The organism is Moorena sp. (assembly GCF_982860115.1).
Genome location: NZ_CEYLVT010000157.1, coordinates 1 through 17,444, shown reverse-complemented (window position 1 = coordinate 17,444; position 17,444 = coordinate 1). Strand labels below are relative to the sequence as shown.

General features: G+C 44.1%; 17 protein-coding genes. 6 read left to right on the top strand and 11 right to left on the bottom strand.

Features of this window, described 5'->3' with window-relative positions:
• Positions 1–105: 105 nt before the first annotated feature.
• Positions 106–915, bottom strand: coding sequence for a hypothetical protein (locus tag AC4II3_RS22750; RefSeq protein ID WP_488014765.1), 810 nt, complete (start codon positions 913–915; stop codon positions 106–108).
• 1,169 nt (positions 916–2,084) lie between these two features.
• Here AC4II3_RS22750 and AC4II3_RS22745 point away from each other — a divergent pair.
• The 3 genes from AC4II3_RS22745 (at position 2,085) to AC4II3_RS22735 (ending at position 6,078) form a co-directional block, all read left to right on the top strand.
• Complete coding sequence (locus AC4II3_RS22745; RefSeq protein WP_488014767.1) at positions 2,085–4,337, top strand: ribonuclease R family protein; 2,253 nt, start codon at positions 2,085–2,087, stop codon at positions 4,335–4,337.
• Positions 4,338–4,587: 250 nt separating this feature from the next.
• Positions 4,588–5,232, top strand: a complete 645-nt coding sequence (locus AC4II3_RS22740) for a flavin prenyltransferase UbiX (RefSeq protein WP_488014769.1) — start codon at positions 4,588–4,590, stop codon at positions 5,230–5,232.
• A 153-nt stretch (positions 5,233–5,385) separates the two neighbouring features.
• On the top strand, positions 5,386–6,078 hold the full coding sequence (locus tag AC4II3_RS22735) for a LapA family protein (RefSeq protein ID WP_488029688.1): 693 nt from the start codon (positions 5,386–5,388) through the stop codon (positions 6,076–6,078).
• Positions 6,079–6,197: 119 nt separating this feature from the next.
• On the opposite strand, the gene AC4II3_RS22730 is transcribed toward AC4II3_RS22735, so the two are convergent.
• Together AC4II3_RS22730 and AC4II3_RS22725 are read right to left on the bottom strand one after the other, a co-directional pair.
• Positions 6,198–6,398, bottom strand: coding sequence for a hypothetical protein (locus AC4II3_RS22730; protein ID WP_071105228.1), 201 nt, complete (start codon positions 6,396–6,398; stop codon positions 6,198–6,200).
• Between the two features lie 353 nt (positions 6,399–6,751).
• A complete protein-coding gene (locus tag AC4II3_RS22725) occupies positions 6,752–6,925 on the bottom strand; it encodes a hypothetical protein (protein ID WP_490722891.1) in 174 nt (57 codons plus the stop codon).
• A 198-nt stretch (positions 6,926–7,123) separates the two neighbouring features.
• Here AC4II3_RS22725 and AC4II3_RS22720 point away from each other — a divergent pair, with 198 nt between their 5' ends.
• On the top strand, positions 7,124–7,672 hold the full coding sequence (locus AC4II3_RS22720; RefSeq protein WP_488014773.1) for a shikimate kinase: 549 nt from the start codon (positions 7,124–7,126) through the stop codon (positions 7,670–7,672).
• Between the two features lie 102 nt (positions 7,673–7,774).
• Here AC4II3_RS22720 and AC4II3_RS22715 read toward each other — a convergent pair whose 3' ends face one another.
• Entirely contained in the window at positions 7,775–8,956 is a 1,182-nt protein-coding gene (locus tag AC4II3_RS22715) for an aldo/keto reductase (protein WP_488014775.1), read from the bottom strand.
• Between the two features lie 565 nt (positions 8,957–9,521).
• On the opposite strand from AC4II3_RS22715, the gene AC4II3_RS22710 reads away from it, so the two are divergent.
• Positions 9,522–9,902, top strand: a complete 381-nt coding sequence (locus AC4II3_RS22710; protein WP_488015112.1) for a helix-turn-helix domain-containing protein — start codon at positions 9,522–9,524, stop codon at positions 9,900–9,902.
• A gap of 118 nt (positions 9,903–10,020) precedes the next feature.
• Here the strand turns inward: AC4II3_RS22710 and AC4II3_RS22705 are convergent, their stop codons facing one another.
• The 4 genes from AC4II3_RS22705 to AC4II3_RS22690 all read right to left on the bottom strand — a co-directional run bounded on the left by AC4II3_RS22705 (position 10,021) and on the right by AC4II3_RS22690 (position 14,044).
• On the bottom strand, positions 10,021–10,899 hold the full coding sequence (locus AC4II3_RS22705; protein ID WP_488015114.1) for a hypothetical protein: 879 nt from the start codon (positions 10,897–10,899) through the stop codon (positions 10,021–10,023).
• 125 nt (positions 10,900–11,024) lie between these two features.
• A complete protein-coding gene (locus AC4II3_RS22700; RefSeq protein WP_488015116.1) occupies positions 11,025–12,125 on the bottom strand; it encodes a DUF1565 domain-containing protein in 1,101 nt (366 codons plus the stop codon).
• Positions 12,126–12,223: 98 nt separating this feature from the next.
• Entirely contained in the window at positions 12,224–13,105 is an 882-nt protein-coding gene (locus tag AC4II3_RS22695) for a hypothetical protein (RefSeq protein WP_488015118.1), read from the bottom strand.
• Between the two features lie 309 nt (positions 13,106–13,414).
• Positions 13,415–14,044 carry a L,D-transpeptidase gene (locus tag AC4II3_RS22690; protein WP_488015120.1) on the bottom strand — a complete coding sequence of 210 codons (630 nt, stop codon included), beginning with the start codon at positions 14,042–14,044 and terminating at the stop codon, positions 13,415–13,417.
• Positions 14,045–14,270: 226 nt separating this feature from the next.
• Here AC4II3_RS22690 and AC4II3_RS22685 point away from each other — a divergent pair, with 226 nt between their 5' ends.
• The gene (locus AC4II3_RS22685; RefSeq protein ID WP_488015122.1) at positions 14,271–14,774 is read left to right on the top strand and encodes a hypothetical protein; all 504 of its coding nucleotides are present in this window, start codon (positions 14,271–14,273) and stop codon (positions 14,772–14,774) included.
• A 37-nt stretch (positions 14,775–14,811) separates the two neighbouring features.
• On the opposite strand, the gene AC4II3_RS22680 is transcribed toward AC4II3_RS22685, so the two are convergent.
• The 3 genes from AC4II3_RS22680 to AC4II3_RS22670 form a co-directional block, all read right to left on the bottom strand.
• Entirely contained in the window at positions 14,812–14,958 is a 147-nt protein-coding gene (locus AC4II3_RS22680) for a hypothetical protein (RefSeq protein ID WP_488015124.1), read from the bottom strand.
• Positions 14,959–15,141: 183 nt separating this feature from the next.
• Entirely contained in the window at positions 15,142–16,347 is a 1,206-nt protein-coding gene (locus AC4II3_RS22675; protein ID WP_488015126.1) for an S-layer homology domain-containing protein, read from the bottom strand.
• 105 nt (positions 16,348–16,452) lie between these two features.
• A complete protein-coding gene (locus AC4II3_RS22670) occupies positions 16,453–17,352 on the bottom strand; it encodes an energy-coupling factor transporter transmembrane component T family protein (protein ID WP_488015128.1) in 900 nt (299 codons plus the stop codon).
• Positions 17,353–17,444 lie beyond the last annotated feature (92 nt).

The window sequence follows — 17,444 nt, the reverse complement described above, 5'->3', positions numbered from 1 at the left end:
GGCTACGAGGCGGAAAATGAGGCCCCCCTAACACACCCTACGCAACTGTTCCCGATTCCCGATTCCCGATTCCCGATTCCCGATTCCCTTCTTATAGCTGATTGCTTAAGAATCTGAAGGTATTGGCTGAGATTCTAGATATTCCAGAAAAGACATTAACTCTTTGTCACTAAGCAGCTGACGCGATCGCTTACCGTAAGTTTGTAGAAGATAGTCTTTCCCCTGTTGAGTTGTCCAACCCAGACGCTTCATTTCTACATTGGTTTTGGTAATGATGTCAGAATGGTCAATAATCGGAAGACTCGGTGATCCCATGTCACTAGTGTTAGTCTCCATGGTATTTTGACCATAGGACTGGATGGGAGGATCAGGTTGTGGGGTCTGGTAGCTAATGGGCTCCCTCTTCTTAGGGATGTCAGTTGGAACGGAGGTCTGTACTTCCCTTGAGAAGGATTCATGGCTAAAGTTCCTTGCTGGTTCTACTGATGGGATATTGGCAGGGGTTTCTCTAACCTCTCTAGCTCTGGACTCTGAGAAAGAGTAACTACTGGTGTCACTGGTTCGAGTAGCTTGAGTAAAATGATGATTGGGTTGAGTCTGTTCCTGACTTGCTGAGGTCGAGCCAACATCATAGCGAGGCAATGGTTGCAACGGAACATTTACCTCACGCTTTGCTCTGGGATTATCCTTGTTTTGATCAATCCCTTTGGTGCTATCCATGCCTAAAGCAGCTAAGGCTCTAAGTCTGGCTTGATCTTCTGCTAATTCAACGGTTTGGGCAGCAGCTAGACCGGTGACCAAGATGGTACCCTCAACTTTCACTGAGCAACGTACTATGTACTGACCATGGTCAATTGCTAAAAGATCGCTGATCAAGCTGCCTTGAGGATAACGATCTCGGAACTGAGTAAACATAAAACCATTTCCTGCCCAAATCTAAGCATTATATCATAGCATAGCTAGACCCGAAAACTGTAGCAAACGGAACAGCTGATCTGCGGATCACCGGAATATTTCTTCCCGATTCCGTACTCCCGTTGATGTACAATAAAACATAATATAATAGAACTATCTTTGGTAAGCTGGCGCTAAATCCTTCTGTAGTTACAATCTGCAACAGACGTAGGAGAAAGGAATTTCAGTTGCGGTTCCTGATCCAGTTGAGCAGCACAGCCTACGCAAAACCAAAGTTTCTTTTTCCCAGGCGCTCTAGGAACAAGAAAACAGAGGGCGGGACCTCCAAGTTCTCCTCGTTGCCTACACCTACGCTTCTTCCAGAAGAGCTGTCATCTGTTGATGTAATTTATTGCTTTTTAGCCTAGGCGAGTCAGTATGACGATTTAGCAAATCTGAATTTAGCGCGTAAGCGTGACTAATCGGTTGCCCTTTCGGTAGACTAGTAGATATAACTGGGGAATTTGGACACAGTTCCGAGGCTGACCAGACTAAGCTAAGCTTCTCTTTTGCCCCAGGGGCTAAAGCATCGGCAAAGCAAGGGGACTAAGAAACCCAGGAAGCGTAATGGTTCCGATTATTGCAGTGTCTGAACAAAAGAGTTCTAGCCAAAGAAACTGGGTGGCATTAGAGATTCTCACTCTTTGAATCGGTTGCTTCTTATACATAACTGCCTGTATGTTACCCGTTTGATGATAAAAACGCCTACGAAACAATCGTCCTAGGGGCCTCAAACCGTAACTCAAAGAAGGTGCCATGGCGTTTGAATCACTGGCTATTGACCAACCTCTGACTCAAAAATTCCGCAGGCTTTGTTAGGTGAGTCATTAGCCTAAAAGTTACCCTGACCTTAGTCTTGCTTCGGAACAAAAACAACAGAGTTGGTTAAACAGTTTAGGCAAACCATCAGTGGATACCCTTTCCTGGGAAAGAAACACAAGGGGTGGAACAAGTTTAGCTACCCGGGAATACTGATGTACTATTATCTGCTGCGCGGGTTTGTGTACACCTGGCTTGCCTTTCAATGTTCAGCCGATGACCTGATCGCATCAGGGACTGTCCTACCCTAGCGATCGCATGCTCTTAAGGGCAACAAGCAAAAACCACGATCAGACGAAAAGGATTGTTGGATGGAATTTTCAATCGCTACATTACTTTCTAATTTTACTGATGATAAACTAGTGGCACCCAAAGTCTTAGAAAAAAAACTTGGTTGCCAAGACAAAGAAAGTCTCAAAAAACTCCAGATTTCCCTGGATGCACTGGAAAAATTAGGAATTCTGGTTAAAGATCGCGGCAGGTATCGGCGTGTTTATGAAGAAGACGTGGTCGAAGCCAAGCTGCGCTGTTCGAGTAAAGGCTTTTGTTTCGCCATCCAAGAAGTGGAGGGAGCCGATGATATTTACATTCGGGAAACCAATCTCAGTACTGCCTGGAATGGCGATCGCGTCCTAGTCAAAGTTACCAAAGAAGGTAGCAGACGCCGGTCTCCTGAAGGAGAAGTGCGGTTAATTCTGGAACGGGTAAATCCTTCAGTGCTAGCGCGAGTCAAGGAAATTGGTAATGGTTACCGAGCCTTTCCCCTTGATGACCGACTCTTGTTTGAACTAGATCTTGAACCAGATCAGGAAATCTTACAAAAAGCAGTAGAGCATCTGGTTCATGTAGAAGTCCTACGCTACCCCCTCGGACAAAACCCTCCCCTTGGAAAAGTTGCCCGTATTTTAGGAAGTGATGCAGAAGATGCGGCTGACACTGACATTGTCTGTTGCAAGCACGATTTACGCTGTTACTTCCCTGATGAGGTACTTCTAGCCGCTGATAACTTACCGAAAAAGCTGAAAAAATCAGACTATAGCCAGCGCTTAGATTTGCGAAAGGTTCTGACCATTACCATTGAAGATAAGCTAGCTAACTCAGAGAAGGTAGTTGTAGAAAACGCCTTTACTCTAGAAAAAACTGAAGCAAATCAGTGGCAACTGGGGATACATATTGCTGATGTGGCTTACTTTGTCCCTCCAGACTCTGCCTTGGCTGATGAAGCCAGAAAAAGGGGTACAGCAGTTTATCTGTCCGATGTGATATTGCCTTTACTACCAGAAGCCGTTACCCAGCTTTGTTCCCTAGTACCAGGTCAAGACCGCTTAACCATGTCGGTACTAATCACTCTAGACGAAGCTGGTCAGGTAGTAGACTATGAGATTCAACCGTCCATAATCCAGGTACACTACCAGCTCACTTATGAGCAGGCTCAATCCCTTCTGGGAGGACATGAGGAAGCTGACTCAGAATTGGCACCTGTGGTGGACATACTCAAGGAACTGTTTTTTACCTTGAGTCCAGCAGTCAGGGCCCAACGAAAGCAGCGGGGTGCCTTTGACCTAAATTTGTCCCAGATTCCATACCCCTATAAAGATGAAGGGAGAGTGGGGGCTCTGGAGGTTTCTTCAACAGTACCAATGCAGTCGTTGTTGAAGGAATTAGTGATCTTAGCCAATCAATCAATAGCTACCCACATCCAAGCCCTAGGTTTGCCAGGGATTTACTGTGTCCAGGGGCTACCGGATTGGGATGGGCTTCAGGATTTGATTAGGTTGGGCATGAATCTAGAGCTAGATATGCAGCTTGAGAAAGAAGAAACCATTACCTCTCAAGACTATCAGGGCTTTACCCAGCTATTTGCCAAATCCATAGCACCTAAAGTATTGATCTATTTGTTGTTATCAACCTTAAAACCAACAGGTTATAGTTCTAAACCAGGAGCGCACTTTGGTCTAGCATTGGATACTGGCTATACTCACGGAGTATCACCACTGAGGCGCTATGGGGATTTATGGGTACAACAGTTACTGCATTTGGTATTTGAAAAAGGAAGAGACCGTCGTTCCACCCGTTCCAAAGACCGGGTAAATCTCAATCATAGCAGCTGTCAAGGTAATATAAACTGGAATGTTTTACCACCAGAAATTCACCAAGAGTTAGAAAATAACTTAACTACATTAATTCCCCATCTCAATGACCGTGAAAAGATCACCATGGATGCAGAGATGGATTTACAGGGCTTAAAGAAAGCTGAACAGATGAAAGAGCGTACAGGAGATATCTTCAGCGGGCTGATTACTGGGGTTCAATCCTACGGCTTTTTTGTCGAAATTGAAGACTTGTTAGTAGAAGGATTGGTTCACGTTAGCTCTCTCAAGGATGACTGGTACGAGTATCGCTCCCGTCACGCCTGCCTAGTCGGTCGCAAAAATCGCACTGCCTATCGATTAGGCGATCGCGTCGAAGTCCAAGTCAAGAGTGTGGATTATTACCGTCAACAAATTGACCTGGTAACCGTAAGCGGTGGTAGTTTTGCTAGTAACGAAGATTTAGAGGAGTAAGTTATTGGTGAGTGGTTAGTAGGTTACTAGAAGGTTAACTAACCACTAACCACTCACCACTCACTACCAATTAAATGATATTAAGTCGGGTTAATAACTTATAATAGTCTTGATTCTAATAGGGTTAATTCCTTTTTGTTAATTAACAATGTCAGCTGATAGCTGATAGCTAATAGCTGATAGCTGATAGCTGATAGCTATCAGCTGACATTACACCGGACATCATTTGACTACTGAGTAATCACAACTAATGACAACTCCTCTAATTATTGGTGTCACCGGTGCATCTGGGCTAATCTATGCTGTAAGGGCTTTAAAGTATTTACTAGAGGCTGACTATGCTATTGAGCTGGTGGCCTCGAAATCTACCTATATGGTTTGGCAGGCAGAGCAAAATATTCGGATGCCTCTAGAACCGGATCTACAAGCACAATTCTGGCGTCAGCAAGCGGCAGTCGATCACGGAGGCAAACTCATTTGTCATCGGTGGGGGGATGTGGGAGCCAGCATTGCTAGTGGTTCTTTCCGTACTTTAGGAATGGTGATCATGCCCTGTAGTATGAATACCGTAGCAAAAATGGCTGCGGGCTTCAGTACTGACCTGCTTGAGCGTTCAGCAGATGTTCAAATTAAAGAAGGGCGTAAGCTAGTAATCGTACCTCGTGAAACACCCTTTAGCTTAATCCATCTCCGTAACCTTACCAGGTTAGCAGAAACAGGAGTTAGAATTGTTCCAGCTATACCGGCTTGGTACCATAACCCTCAAACCATCGAAGATTTGGTGGATTTTGTGGTAGCTCGCGCTTTAGACCAGTTAGACATTGACTGCATTCCCCTAAAACGGTGGCAGGGCAGAAGTACTGATTCCCTTCAACATAGTTATCATGATAGGTAGGAAATAAAGATATGGGAAAGATGGGGAAAATAGATCCTCTTTAAAAGAGGAGGCTAAATCGTCAGACTTTTCTGCCTTGAGCCTGACATATGCTGATCAATATTCAACACCCCTCAACCAACCTTTAACCTATAACCTTCAATCCCTTGGTTTATGTTTAGGATTATTATATTCTTATGTTTGGTAATAGGTGGATTAGCACTGTTTGTTATTGATAATTGGTTGCCAGTGCTACCTTTGGTCTTTCTAGGCATGAAGACACCACCTCTACCTCTAGCCTTGTGGATTGTTGGTGCCGTTGGAGCTGGAGTTCTAACCAGCATCAGCCTACGACTCCCCAATTACTTGGCTTGGCGTTACTCTGGTGGAAATTCTGAACCACCGGACGACGAGCCATTATTTTCTGAATATAGCCGTCGCGAAAGTTATCAAACCCAGACGAGGCAGGATAAAACTCGTGAGCGTCGAGCCTCGAAACAAACCTCAAAAGATAATACAAGCTCGGATTGGGAAGAAAGTAGTAGTCAAGAGTGGGACTTTGAGGAAGATCAAAATTCAGATCGAGTTTCATCAGCTCGCCAAGGGGTTAAGCAAGATTCGAGATCACACACCACTAAAGCAGATCCCACTAGGGATGACCTGAGCGAAGAACCCGAAAGTAGTGATCAAAGCGATTCTGTTTATTCCTATAGTTATCGCAAACCAGGTAATTCAGGTGTTGGTAAATCTGAAACAGTTTACGATGCCAAGTATCGAGTCATTAATCCACCTTACAAGACGGTAGCTAAGCAGACTGAAGAGGATGAAGAGGACTGGGGGTTTGAGGATGATGAAGAGTTTGAATAACTGTCACAAGCCCTACTGACGGTTGATTTTCTTATAACTAGCAATACAATAGCAGCCAAGGTAGTAAAAGGTTACTCCTTGGCTGTTATTCTTAGATAGTTACTCAATTATCCATCTGGCTAATTATTCATTTGTTCGCGAGATTGTTGCCTCACGCGGCCAGTCATGGCAGCTTCCTGTAAGGCCATAAAGGCATCCAGATCCGCCAAATCGTACTTTTTATGTTTTTGATGGAGCATCCTGCGTAATTTATCCTCGGCTTCTATGGTTAGATAACCGGTTGTGAGAGCTTGTTTGACAATGTCACGAATTAGCAACATTTACTTTGTTACCCCTAGTTTAGATGGAGTGACCACTAGTGAAAACCAGTAGATCTGTTCCACTAGTGGATAGTTTTGTGAGACACCGAAATCAGCTGCTTCATCAGGTAGTTGAGTGCCAGGGATTAAAACCTATGCCTTATACATAGTTGAGTCTCCCTAGTCTAAAAAATTGGGGTTTGTTGTACCCTGATGCCAAGCTTGGACTTGCATTCAGTCCATAGCATGAGCAGGCTGACGGTGCTCAAACACCGCTTACCCAGTCTGCTTAGTCTAAGCCTAAGTTTCTGGTTACTTTGTCAGCCATGCAAAGTGCAAGTGGGGGAAACCCCGGTCACGCCACTGCATCGCTTCTAATGACGGCGCTTAAAACCGCCAAATCTCCCTTCCTCCGCCACATAGCCACATAAATAATGATGACGGTTTCCACGCTCCCGTTTTCTTGATGCAGTCGCAGATGAGGAAACCCTTGCCAGTCGGTCATAGGGAGGGGCTGTGTGAATCGGCTTACGGTCGCCCGAAGTCAAGCCCAGTGGCCACCCCCTTTGGCCTCACTGGCTCCGCAAAAGCACGGTACATCGCTTCTGTTGGAATGAAGTTTAGATGAAGCTATTGTGAATAATAGCATAAATGTGAAAGGTTGTCTCGCACTGAAAGTCTTAGGGTGGTACCTTTGATTAAGTGTGAACTAAGGGTAATCACTGATTAGACTGGGGAGGGCATGCGTGAATGACTTGTTGAAGGGCATCAATGTTTTTCTGATTGGCATGATGGGCGCTGGCAAAACTACTGTTGGAGGTTTACTAGCTAGTGAGCTAGGCTATGGTTTTTGTGATACAGATGCCCTGATTGAGCAAATTGCCGGTAAAACGATTAACGAGATATTTGCTGAGGACGGAGAAGAAACCTTTCGACAGCTGGAGACTCAGGTACTATCGGAACTATCGGCTTATCAGCAATTGATCGTTGCTACAGGAGGCGGTATTGTGCTTAAACCCCAGAATTGGAGTTATCTGCATTATGGTCTAGTGGTCTGGTTAGATGTCCCTGTGCAAATGTTAATCGAACGCTTGCAAGAGGATACCACTCGCCCCTTACTACAGAAACCTGATCCTGCTTTAGAATTGCAGAAAATTCTTGACCGAAGACGGAGTCTTTATGAATTAGCTGACCTTCACATCTGTGAAGATTTTGGGGAGACCCCACCACAGATTGCTTCACGAGTGATCACAGAGATTCCGAAAGTTCTTAAAAATTCTAAACAAAAACATTAAGGTGGTCTCTGGTTGAATACGGATCTTTCTGGATCTTTCTGGGTTGATAGTTAATTAACCATTAACAATTAACAATTAACTATCATTAATAGGTTGGTTGAATTATTGTTGGGAGAGGCGTTTGACTGGTTCACCCGCTAATAAGTTATGGGCATCTTCCAAAAAAGCTGGTATTACATCAGCATTAGGACTGTTACGCAAACACTGGCTCAGGTCTAATTCTCTGACCCGATTGGCTTGGCCACCAGGAAACCAGTGACCCGCATTAGTTAAGAGGTTGTAGCGATTTTTCCCATACTCTACCAGATCGTACGCGATCGCTAAATTCCTCAACCACAAAATCACTGGAATATTTATACCGCCTGGGGTTTCTGAATGGGTGGGTAAACCAATGTGCCAACTTCGGAACCAGTCTTCTCCCAATTTTGCGATCGCTTCTGACTCCAAACGCTCTAAAATCGGCGGTAATACTTCTTCTGAGCGCTCCAGAAGTTCTACAGTTTTGAGGTGTTCATCAAAATCTGATGGTCGAGATGCGCCTAGACTCAAGGTATGGACCTCGGGATGGCTCAAACAAAACAAATCATTAAACACCATTGGGCTAAGGGGAGCACAAAGTTCCACTAACCGTTGTGGTGGTTTATAGAGCATACCCCCTTTATCGGAAGGGCTAATAATGAACACCCCCATATCGTGACGAGCAGCGGCTTCAATGGCAGGCCAATTTAACTGATTAATGTAATACCAGTGCAAGTTAACGTAGTCAAACTGGTCCGTTTCAATGGTTTTAACAATCACATCTGTAGGACCATGAGTCGAGAATCCAATAAACCGTACCTTACCCTCTGCTTTAAGCTGTCGCGCCACATCTAAATAACCACCAGGACGGATATTCTGATCTAGCAACTCAGGGGTATTAATCCCATGGATTCCCAGTAGGTCAACATAGTCAAGTTTTAGGAAAGCTAGGGATTGATTAAACTTACGACGAAACTCTTGGGGGTCAGGCTTAGGAGTAACTTTAGTCTGAACAATCAGTTGTTCTCGGGGAAATTTTGGCAAAATCTCTCCTAATTGCATCTCAGAAGTACCGTAGCCACGAGCAGTTTCTATGTGATGAATGCCAAGCTCTAGAGAACGGCGGATTGTTGCTTCCAAATTCTGTTGATGATCTTGGGGAATTTGCTCCTTGGGAACATCCTGCCACTTGAACTGGTATCGCATACCACCACAGGAAAAGACTGGCATCTGTAATTCTGTACGCCCAAATCTTCTATATTGCATCATAAACGTGCTTTGAATCACCCAGCTGCTAGTGTCAACTCTTTGATCATCTAACTATTTTTACATTACTTTACAACTTCAGCATATGCGCTACGCGCACGCTACTTGAGGTGCCATCAGCATTCAGCCGTCAGCTTCAGCCGTCAGCATAGTGTAGCTTACCCATAGCCCATAAGCAGATCAAGTAGTAGCGTGGCACACCTAAAAATGTTTGTTGGGTTGAGCGGTAGTGAAACCCAACAAAGCGTTACTGGTGTTGGGTTTCATTCTTCAACCCAACCTACGCTTATTGCACTATTTTAGCTGTGTCAGTCCAGTAGTGTGCGTTACGCCCACGCTACTTGATCTGCTATCAGGTATCAGCCAAAGGCTGTGGCACCACTATGGGGATAAATTATTCCCATAGTGGTGCTTGCTACACAGAACAGCTTTGGAATAAAATAAGCTACAGCTGTCAGCTGACGGCTGTCAGCTTTCCAGGTTCCAAGGTTTTCCCATAGGATCTAGCTTTTACCAAGCTAGTCAGGTACAATTAGGATAGCTCAGATAATTCTCCTCAAGAACCATGAAAGCCTACTCTGTTGATCTTAGACAAAAAATTGTTGATGCTTATAATCAAGGCAATATCTCTCAACGTCAGCTTGCTAAACAGTTTAATGTTGCCTTAAGCTTTGTTCAAAAATTACTCAAACAGTATCGAGAAACCGGAAATATTGCTCCCAAAGTTAGAACTAAACAAACTCCGATAAAACTTACCCCAGAGCAATTAAATATTCTCCGAGATCTTGTCATCAAAAACAATGATGCTACCTTAGATGAACTCCGGATTTGGTTAGCCGAAGAAACGGGTGTTTTAATTGGTCATTCCACAGTCGATAGGATGATTAAACGTTTGAATTTAACCCGTAAAAAAAACATTAGACACCACAAAAAGAGGAAAAAATAACTTCAGGTGCGACCCTTGGCGAATTTAATTCGCCAAGGGTCGCACCTAATAGTTCTAAATTTTATCGAATTCAAAGTCTCGGTAGTAAGCATATGCGCATCGAGGGCATATGCTTACCTCAAATATCTTTAGCTGCCCGCTCAATCAGATGACGAGCAACAGTTTGAATTCCAGTATGCTCATAACAATTGGTACTAGCGTCTAGAAATGCTGCTACATAGTCTAACTTGTCATCAGCAACTTCTATCACGCCACCCATACGATCAAACAGTGACTCAGGGCTTAACCCAGTAGAGGAAATTAAATCATGCATCCAGTCACCAACTGCATCAAAGGTGTTACGGATAAATCCCAGTTGCTTGAATTCAGGAATTGAGTCACTGAGCATGGTAAAGGCAGGATTGTTTGCTAGAGGCGACTCCCCTCCTTCATCCAGGCTCTTTCGGACTTTAGATATGAAGTCAGCACCCAGAGGAATTATACCATCGATGGCAACTAAGGCTACCATTCGCATCAGAGCTTCGTTATGATAGTTTTCTTTCACAGAAGCAGCAAAGTCTACCGGATTAAAGCCAAGGCCGTGAATCTTGCTATGAGCGATCAGTTCTCCGACGAGTTTTATACTCAAGTCAACAGATTGAACGGTGTCAGCTTTGGGAGTTAGTTTGTCTAAGAATGGGATCCAACGGAAGGTATCCCCGACTTTATCAGCTAAAGCGGCTGCTGCGATCGCTGTGTCAGTATTGTCAAGAGTTTGGTAAATCCAGATAGCTGTTTGGTATCCCTGGTCAGGGTCTTCGTAAAGCTCAAGGGCGCGGGCGCGAATTGACTCAATGTCATCTGGATATGAGTTCCCTGTAACTGAGCAAATTGTCTTGTCAAAACCGACGAGATTTTCCCATTCCCCCGGAACAATAAAATCCAGTACATTCAGGATTTTTACGGTTAAATTATCCTCTGGTAGTTGATCAACTAATTCAATAATTGATTGACCCATTTTCAATTTTTTTTACTATAAACTTCTCTCACGAAAACATACACAATTTTAAATGTCAATTGTGAAGGAATCATGAAAAAAATCCTACTCTAATCCGCGTTGCTTAGGTAGCATACTGAGCAATACTAATTAACGTCAAAGTCTACAGGAAATTCAGGAGAACTTGGTTGAGCTTCTAGCAGTGCAGCAACCCCATCCCCCTTGAGCTGATTACCAATTACTAATAGCTTTTTGCCAGTAACATTATAAATGTCATAACGTTCATTGCCTTCAAAAAGGTTATTGCCAGGAGTACTAGTAGTGCCTAAATCTGGCTGAGATTGGCTAATCGCTACCAAGCCATCCCGACTATTGTTGATAATTTGGTTATCTCGCAGCACAGGACGTGCAGACCCTTCAATCACTACCCCGTCAATGTTGTCACGAATCTGATTATTTACTACCAAGGGTGAACTGTTGCCCCCTATGGCCAAACCATGACCGGTTTGCTCGATAATATTACCCCGGATTTCTCCTGTTGCTTCCCGAGTTACAGAGATACCGTTTCCTTGGTTATTGGCAAAACGGTTATTTTCAATCAGAGGGTTTCCTTTACCACTAACAAACACTCCTTCGCGATCGCTATTGATAAAGGTATTGTTACGAATGATGGGATTGGTGGATTCTACCCACACACCACTCCCTCTGGTATTAGGATTAGTAATAGTTAGTCCCAGAATCTGAGCATCTTGAGCTGCCAATATCGTTACGTTCTGACCAGCCCAAGTGCGACTGAGGTAAAGACCGCCACCAATTATAACTACTCCTTCACCTCTAGGGGACTTGTTTCCCTGGAGAATCATGCCAGGTTTGAGTTTAAGGGGAAAGGTTTCTCCCTGTTCAACGGTGTACTGACCTGGGGCTAGGTGGATAGTAGCTAAGGGACGAGCTTGCTGTAAGGCATAGGTAATAGTTTTGAAGGGATTAGCAGTGGTTAGACCAGCGTTTTCGCTGTCTGTACCTTGTTGAGAATCCACATACAAAACTTGCTTTATCGCTGGCGGCGACTGCTTAGGGTTCGATCTCGGTAAGGTACGAGTAGGAAAATTGTCTGGTGTTGGTCTACTTATCCTGCCAGATGAATCCCATTGCTCACAGCCTGTTACCGCTAAAGCCATTATTAATCCAGCAGCAACTAATACAAAGTTAGGGGATTCAGTTAGCTTATCAACTTTGTATTTTACCATTCTCAAGGTTAGTACTTAACTTGATGAGAGCAAAATTTTATTTAGCTATTATAGCGTTTTTCATCACTATGAAAAACGCTATAGTAGTTCACTCTAGGCTAGTCAATTTCTTCAGCAGCACGAAGAATTAAATGACGCGCAACGGTTTGAATGCCAGTATGCTCATAGTAGTTAGTGCTAGCGTCTAGAAATGCCGCCACATAGTCTAACTTGTCATCGGCAATTTCTACAAAACCCCCGAGACTGTCGGAGAGTGAATCACGGCTTAATCCAACAGAGGATACTAGATTATCCATCCAGCCACCAACTGCATCAAAGGTTTGAGTAATGAATCCCTGTTGATCGTCATCTGGGATTGAGTCCTTGATGGCTTCAAACTCATCATTGTTGGAAAAGGATGATTGATCTCCTTCTTCCAGGGTATTTCGTACTTTAGACACGAAGTCTGCACCAAGAGGGATTACCCCATCAATGCACACTAAAGCTACCATCCGCATCAGAGCAGCTTTATCATAGTTCTCCTGGATAGAACTGGCAAATTCAAAGGGATTCAAGCCAACCTTGTGAATTTTGCTATGGGCTAGTAGTTCCCCCACTAATTTCAGACCCAAGTCAATCCCTTGCAGCTTGTCCGCTTTGGGAGTCAGTTTTTCTAAAAACGGGATCCACCTAAAGGCATCCCCGACTTTGTCGGCTATTGCGGCTGCTGCGATCGCTTTGTCAGTTCTGTCAAACTTTTGATAAATCCCAACCGCTTTTTGGTATCCCTCATTAGGGTCTTCGTAGATGGCGAGGGCGCGATCGCGAATTTTGGTAATCACCTCGTAATCCTCTTCCCCAGTTAGCTTGCGAATAGTGTGGTTAAACCCCACTAAGTTTTCCCACTCCCCTGGGATCACAAAATCCAGTGCGTTCAGTATTTTTACGGTTAGGCTATCTGTTGACAGTTCATCAACTAACTCAATTATTGATTTACTCATAAAAAAACACGTTTAATGTTTGGAAATCCCGTTTCTAGTAGACCGGGTCGGAAAGTTGAACCTACACCCTCATCACTATAACAATCGGATTTAAGTTGTGAACCTCTCCAAGACCGGAAGTGAAGCAACAGACCACAATTCGAGCTATAGGGCCAATCTTTGACGCTTTGGTTAGTTGAGGGCAAATCAATGGGTAGTGCCCTAAGCGTAGGGTCTATTTAACTCATCGCTATCTGAAAATTAATAATTATGAAGAGCTAAGGGCTCGAGTCTCTAGTTCTGAGGTTTAACCTATTCCGGCACGGGATGTCAAGGCTGTACGATTACCGGTGTTCCTATAGCAACTTTTTCAAATAAATCCCGGACATCTTTATTGAGCATTCGGATGCAACCGTGAGAAACAGCTTGTCCGACGAGTTCCTCAGCAGTTGTTCCATGAAATCCAATATAATTCGTCCCATTAGTCCAAAAACCAATCCAGCGATCGCCAAGGGGATTATTCGGCCCTGGAGGAATTACTTCACCTGTCCAGGGATGCTCCCAAGCTGGATCCTGAAGCTTTTGGAGCACTTCAAAATTGCCTGTTGGTGTTTCCCAACCCGCTTTACCGATGGCAATTGGGTAACTGTTTAGGACTTGAGCCGCTTGATAGAGATAAACACGACGTTCACTCAATTTAATCACCAAACGAGTAATTTGAGTCGCCTCTGCTGGCAAGTCTTCTTCTAGAGGAAGATATAGATCCGGGTCTCCAAGGGGAGGCAATTTTGGGGCTTCAATTCCAGGCAATTGATTTTGAGGTAAAACCTCTTTGGGAGTAGGAACAGGACTACTTATTTTTTCAGAGGCAGCTACCTGCTGTTGCCCATGAAGTATTGGAATTACTATACTCAAGCAGAGTAGCCTTAAACTCCGAGATAGTAATTTATCTCTCACCATTCTTAAATATTTTTTAGTTATAACAACTTTATAACATCCCTTTTGTAGACTTGAAAAGCAACATTATCAAAAACCTTGACATCCAGAAAATTATTGAATTTTGTTTTAAATAATATTAGTAATTATACGGACAAAGTATTCCGGAAAAAATCTATTCTTTCCGTAGATTTTACAGTAGATTATTTAATTTGAAATCCTTCGATTGACAGAAATATATATTAAGTTGATGATGAATATTAAAAACTTGAATGTCTGGACAGGGACTACCTTGTCATTGCTGCTGTGTACCCTTACTATGGCTCCCGCTAAGGCTAACTCAATGGGTGAACAAGCCCAAAACCGGATCCTGAAACAAGATCGGGGGCAAGAGCTTGACAAAGGTACTATCAAGAGTGTCGTTGGCAATATAGTAAAGGTTAAGCTTGACAACGGTGACAGCAAAACGGTTTGGCTACCCACTTCCAAGCTCAGGCAATGGCATGTGACAGAAGGTAAGCAAGTCTTGATGGCTGGGAATCGTATCGTTAATGTTGTTAGTTCCAGTGCTTTGGCCAGTTCAGAGACTACGAGGGTTACCAGTCGTGTTAGCGAGGTGTTAGAGTCTGTCCAACAGAGGCGTGTCGAACGGGTGAACCCTACTCCAAGAACTGTCATTTCCACTCCTGTACAGCCAAGAGTGATCACTCCTCCTCCAAGCCCAATTGGGATACCTGTCAGAGCACTTTGGTAGTGACGGGTGCGCCTAGCTGTGGGGATTTCCAGGGGGCTTATAGCTCTACGCGCCAGGCAATAGGCAATAGGCAATAGGCAATAGGCAATAGAAGAATGGGGAATGGGGAATGGGGAATAGAGTTTAGTAGGGTGGGCAAGGTTTTGCCCACCCTAGCCATGGACTCTGTGCGTAAGTCCGGCAATAGTTTCTCATAGTAATGAGGTAAACAGGATTTTTTTCCAGTGCTCTTTTCTCTGTGGTCTATTCCCTAAATTCCCATAAAAAATATTGCCCGGAGTTTTAACTCCGGGCAAATCAATAACGTCCATTAAAATGGGCTAATCATTACCTGAATGGGTTACCGATAATTCTATTTTGGAGCTACTTATTTTGGAGCTATAATATATGGAGAGGTAACCCCTTGAGCCCTACCTGATTTGACCAAAGCCTGATAAAGCATGGAAACCATCTCAGCATGAGTAGCAGGCTCATTAGGTCTGAGCATAGTTTTCTCACTGTAGTTAACAACTATACCCGCTTCTGTTGCTGCTGCTACTTTCTCAATCGCCCACTCAGGAATCTGATCCTTATCTCGGTAAATCTGTATGGTTTGGGCTGGATTCGATGAGGGTTTAAGATTAAGACCACTAATCAAGCTAACCAAAATCTGTACACGAGGAACCTTTTGCTCAGGACGGAACTCCTGTCCGGGATATCCTGACATAAAACCAGTTTCGGTAGCTTCATCAATAGCTTTAGAGGCTGATTTATCAGTAGGTTTATCCTTGTAATTTACTCGTTGTCGCTTCTTCTGCTCTTTAAACACTTTTTGAATTTGAGCAGCCAACTCTCCCCGTGTCACCGGTCTGTCCGGTACAAATTTCTGATCAGGTAAGTTAACTAATACCTTGTCTTTGGCTAGAGGTATCAAGAAAGGACTTGCCCAATGATTATTAGGAATTTCATCTATTTCAATCAAGCGGAAATCGCTAACATCTGTAGGGATAATAGTTGGTGATGAGGATCCGGCTTGGTCAGAACCTGTGCTACCGTCAGTACTGCCATCGCCTCGGGCTTTGTCAGGCCCTGTGCTACCGTCAGTACTGCCATCGCCTCGGAATTTCTTCTTGCCCATGGTGCGGTCGGGATATCCTGTGGATGAGTACCCCGATGAGAATAGCCCCAGGAATGGATTAGTTTCTGAGTCCTCTAGTGAGTTATCTTGAGCTGACCCGAGCATTAAACCGGTGACTGAATCAGGTGAATCTCCCCTGAACAAATAACGATTTCTTGATTTGGAGGATGAGGAGCGTTCAGATGATGACTTATCCCCAGCAGTGATTGATTTAAGGCTTGGGAATATTGATAGTTCTCCCGTTGACTCAGTTGACTCAGATGATGCTATGGGAGACTCAAGGGATTTTAAGCTAAATTTTTCCCGGTTGCCCTTTGTGCCCCAAAAGAAAATTAGACCAACAGTGGCGAAGGCTACGATAATCGCCAGTAATTCATCAAGCTCTAGAATTGGTTTGCGGCTTGGCTGAGGAGGTGTTGGGGATGGTGATTGCTCGGACGGTGATTGATTTGTCATAGTGATGGCTGAGATACACATCTTGACTGCTTTCCCTGGTTTTAAAGCCTAGGGATTGCTTTAAGTTACCTAGATTAAACCATAGCTATGTTCTTGACAAAAGATTCAAATTTTCCAACCCCAGGTTAATCTTACTCCCCAAAATACTAGTAAACCTGCCATTGCTAACCAATCACACCAGCGTATGCGCAGTTGATGCCACTCCACTTGATGCTCATTGGGACTAGTAAAGCCTCTGACAGTCATGGCACTAGCAATTTGCTCAGCCCGTAACAGTAAATTTTCCAGAAGCTTTTCCGCAACCATTAACCAAACTTGTAGGCTTCGGTTCAGACCGAGTTTTTTCCAGTTGATAGCACGAGTGCGTATGGAACGACCTAAATTCTGTACTTCTTCTAGCACTAGGGGAATAAAGCGCAAGGAAAGGGTTAAGGTCAGCAGAATTTCGGTAACCGGAACATTCAAACGCCGTAAGGGTTTGATTAAGCTTTCTAAACCTGCAGTAATTTCTTCTGGTGCTGTGGTCAGCAGGAAGAGACTGGAACTGTAAACTAGGATAAATAGAGTTGTGCTAATCCGAATCGCTAAATCTATTGAGCGACGAGTAATACTAAGACTAATCATAGAAAACGCTTTACCACTCCAGATTACATAACGGTAGTCAGTAGGTTGGGGTAGGGTGAGCTCTTGAGGTTCTGGAGGTAGTCTGACTTGATGGTCAATTGCCATAGCATCTGGAAAAGTCGCAGTCATCAAAAATACAAAACATGCTAGCATCAACAACCAACCCATTTGCTGACGCCACACCCGCCAGGGAATCCTAGCGGTAAGGGTGATTAGAATCAGTAAGCAGGATAGCCCGAGCCGACAGTAGGGATTTGCCAACAGGGGTGCGATCAGAAAACTGGTCAACCAAACCATCTTTACCCTGGAGTCGAGGTGATGCATCCAGGTTACTGGTTGTTCCAAATACAGTCCGATGGGAAGCGATCGCAATAAGTCCATGTTAGTGGTGAGTGCTTAGTGGGGTAGTAGTCGAGGGCTGACGGGGTGACAAACAGCCTTAAAAGCTTTACGGGGTGTGGGGTGTGGGGTGA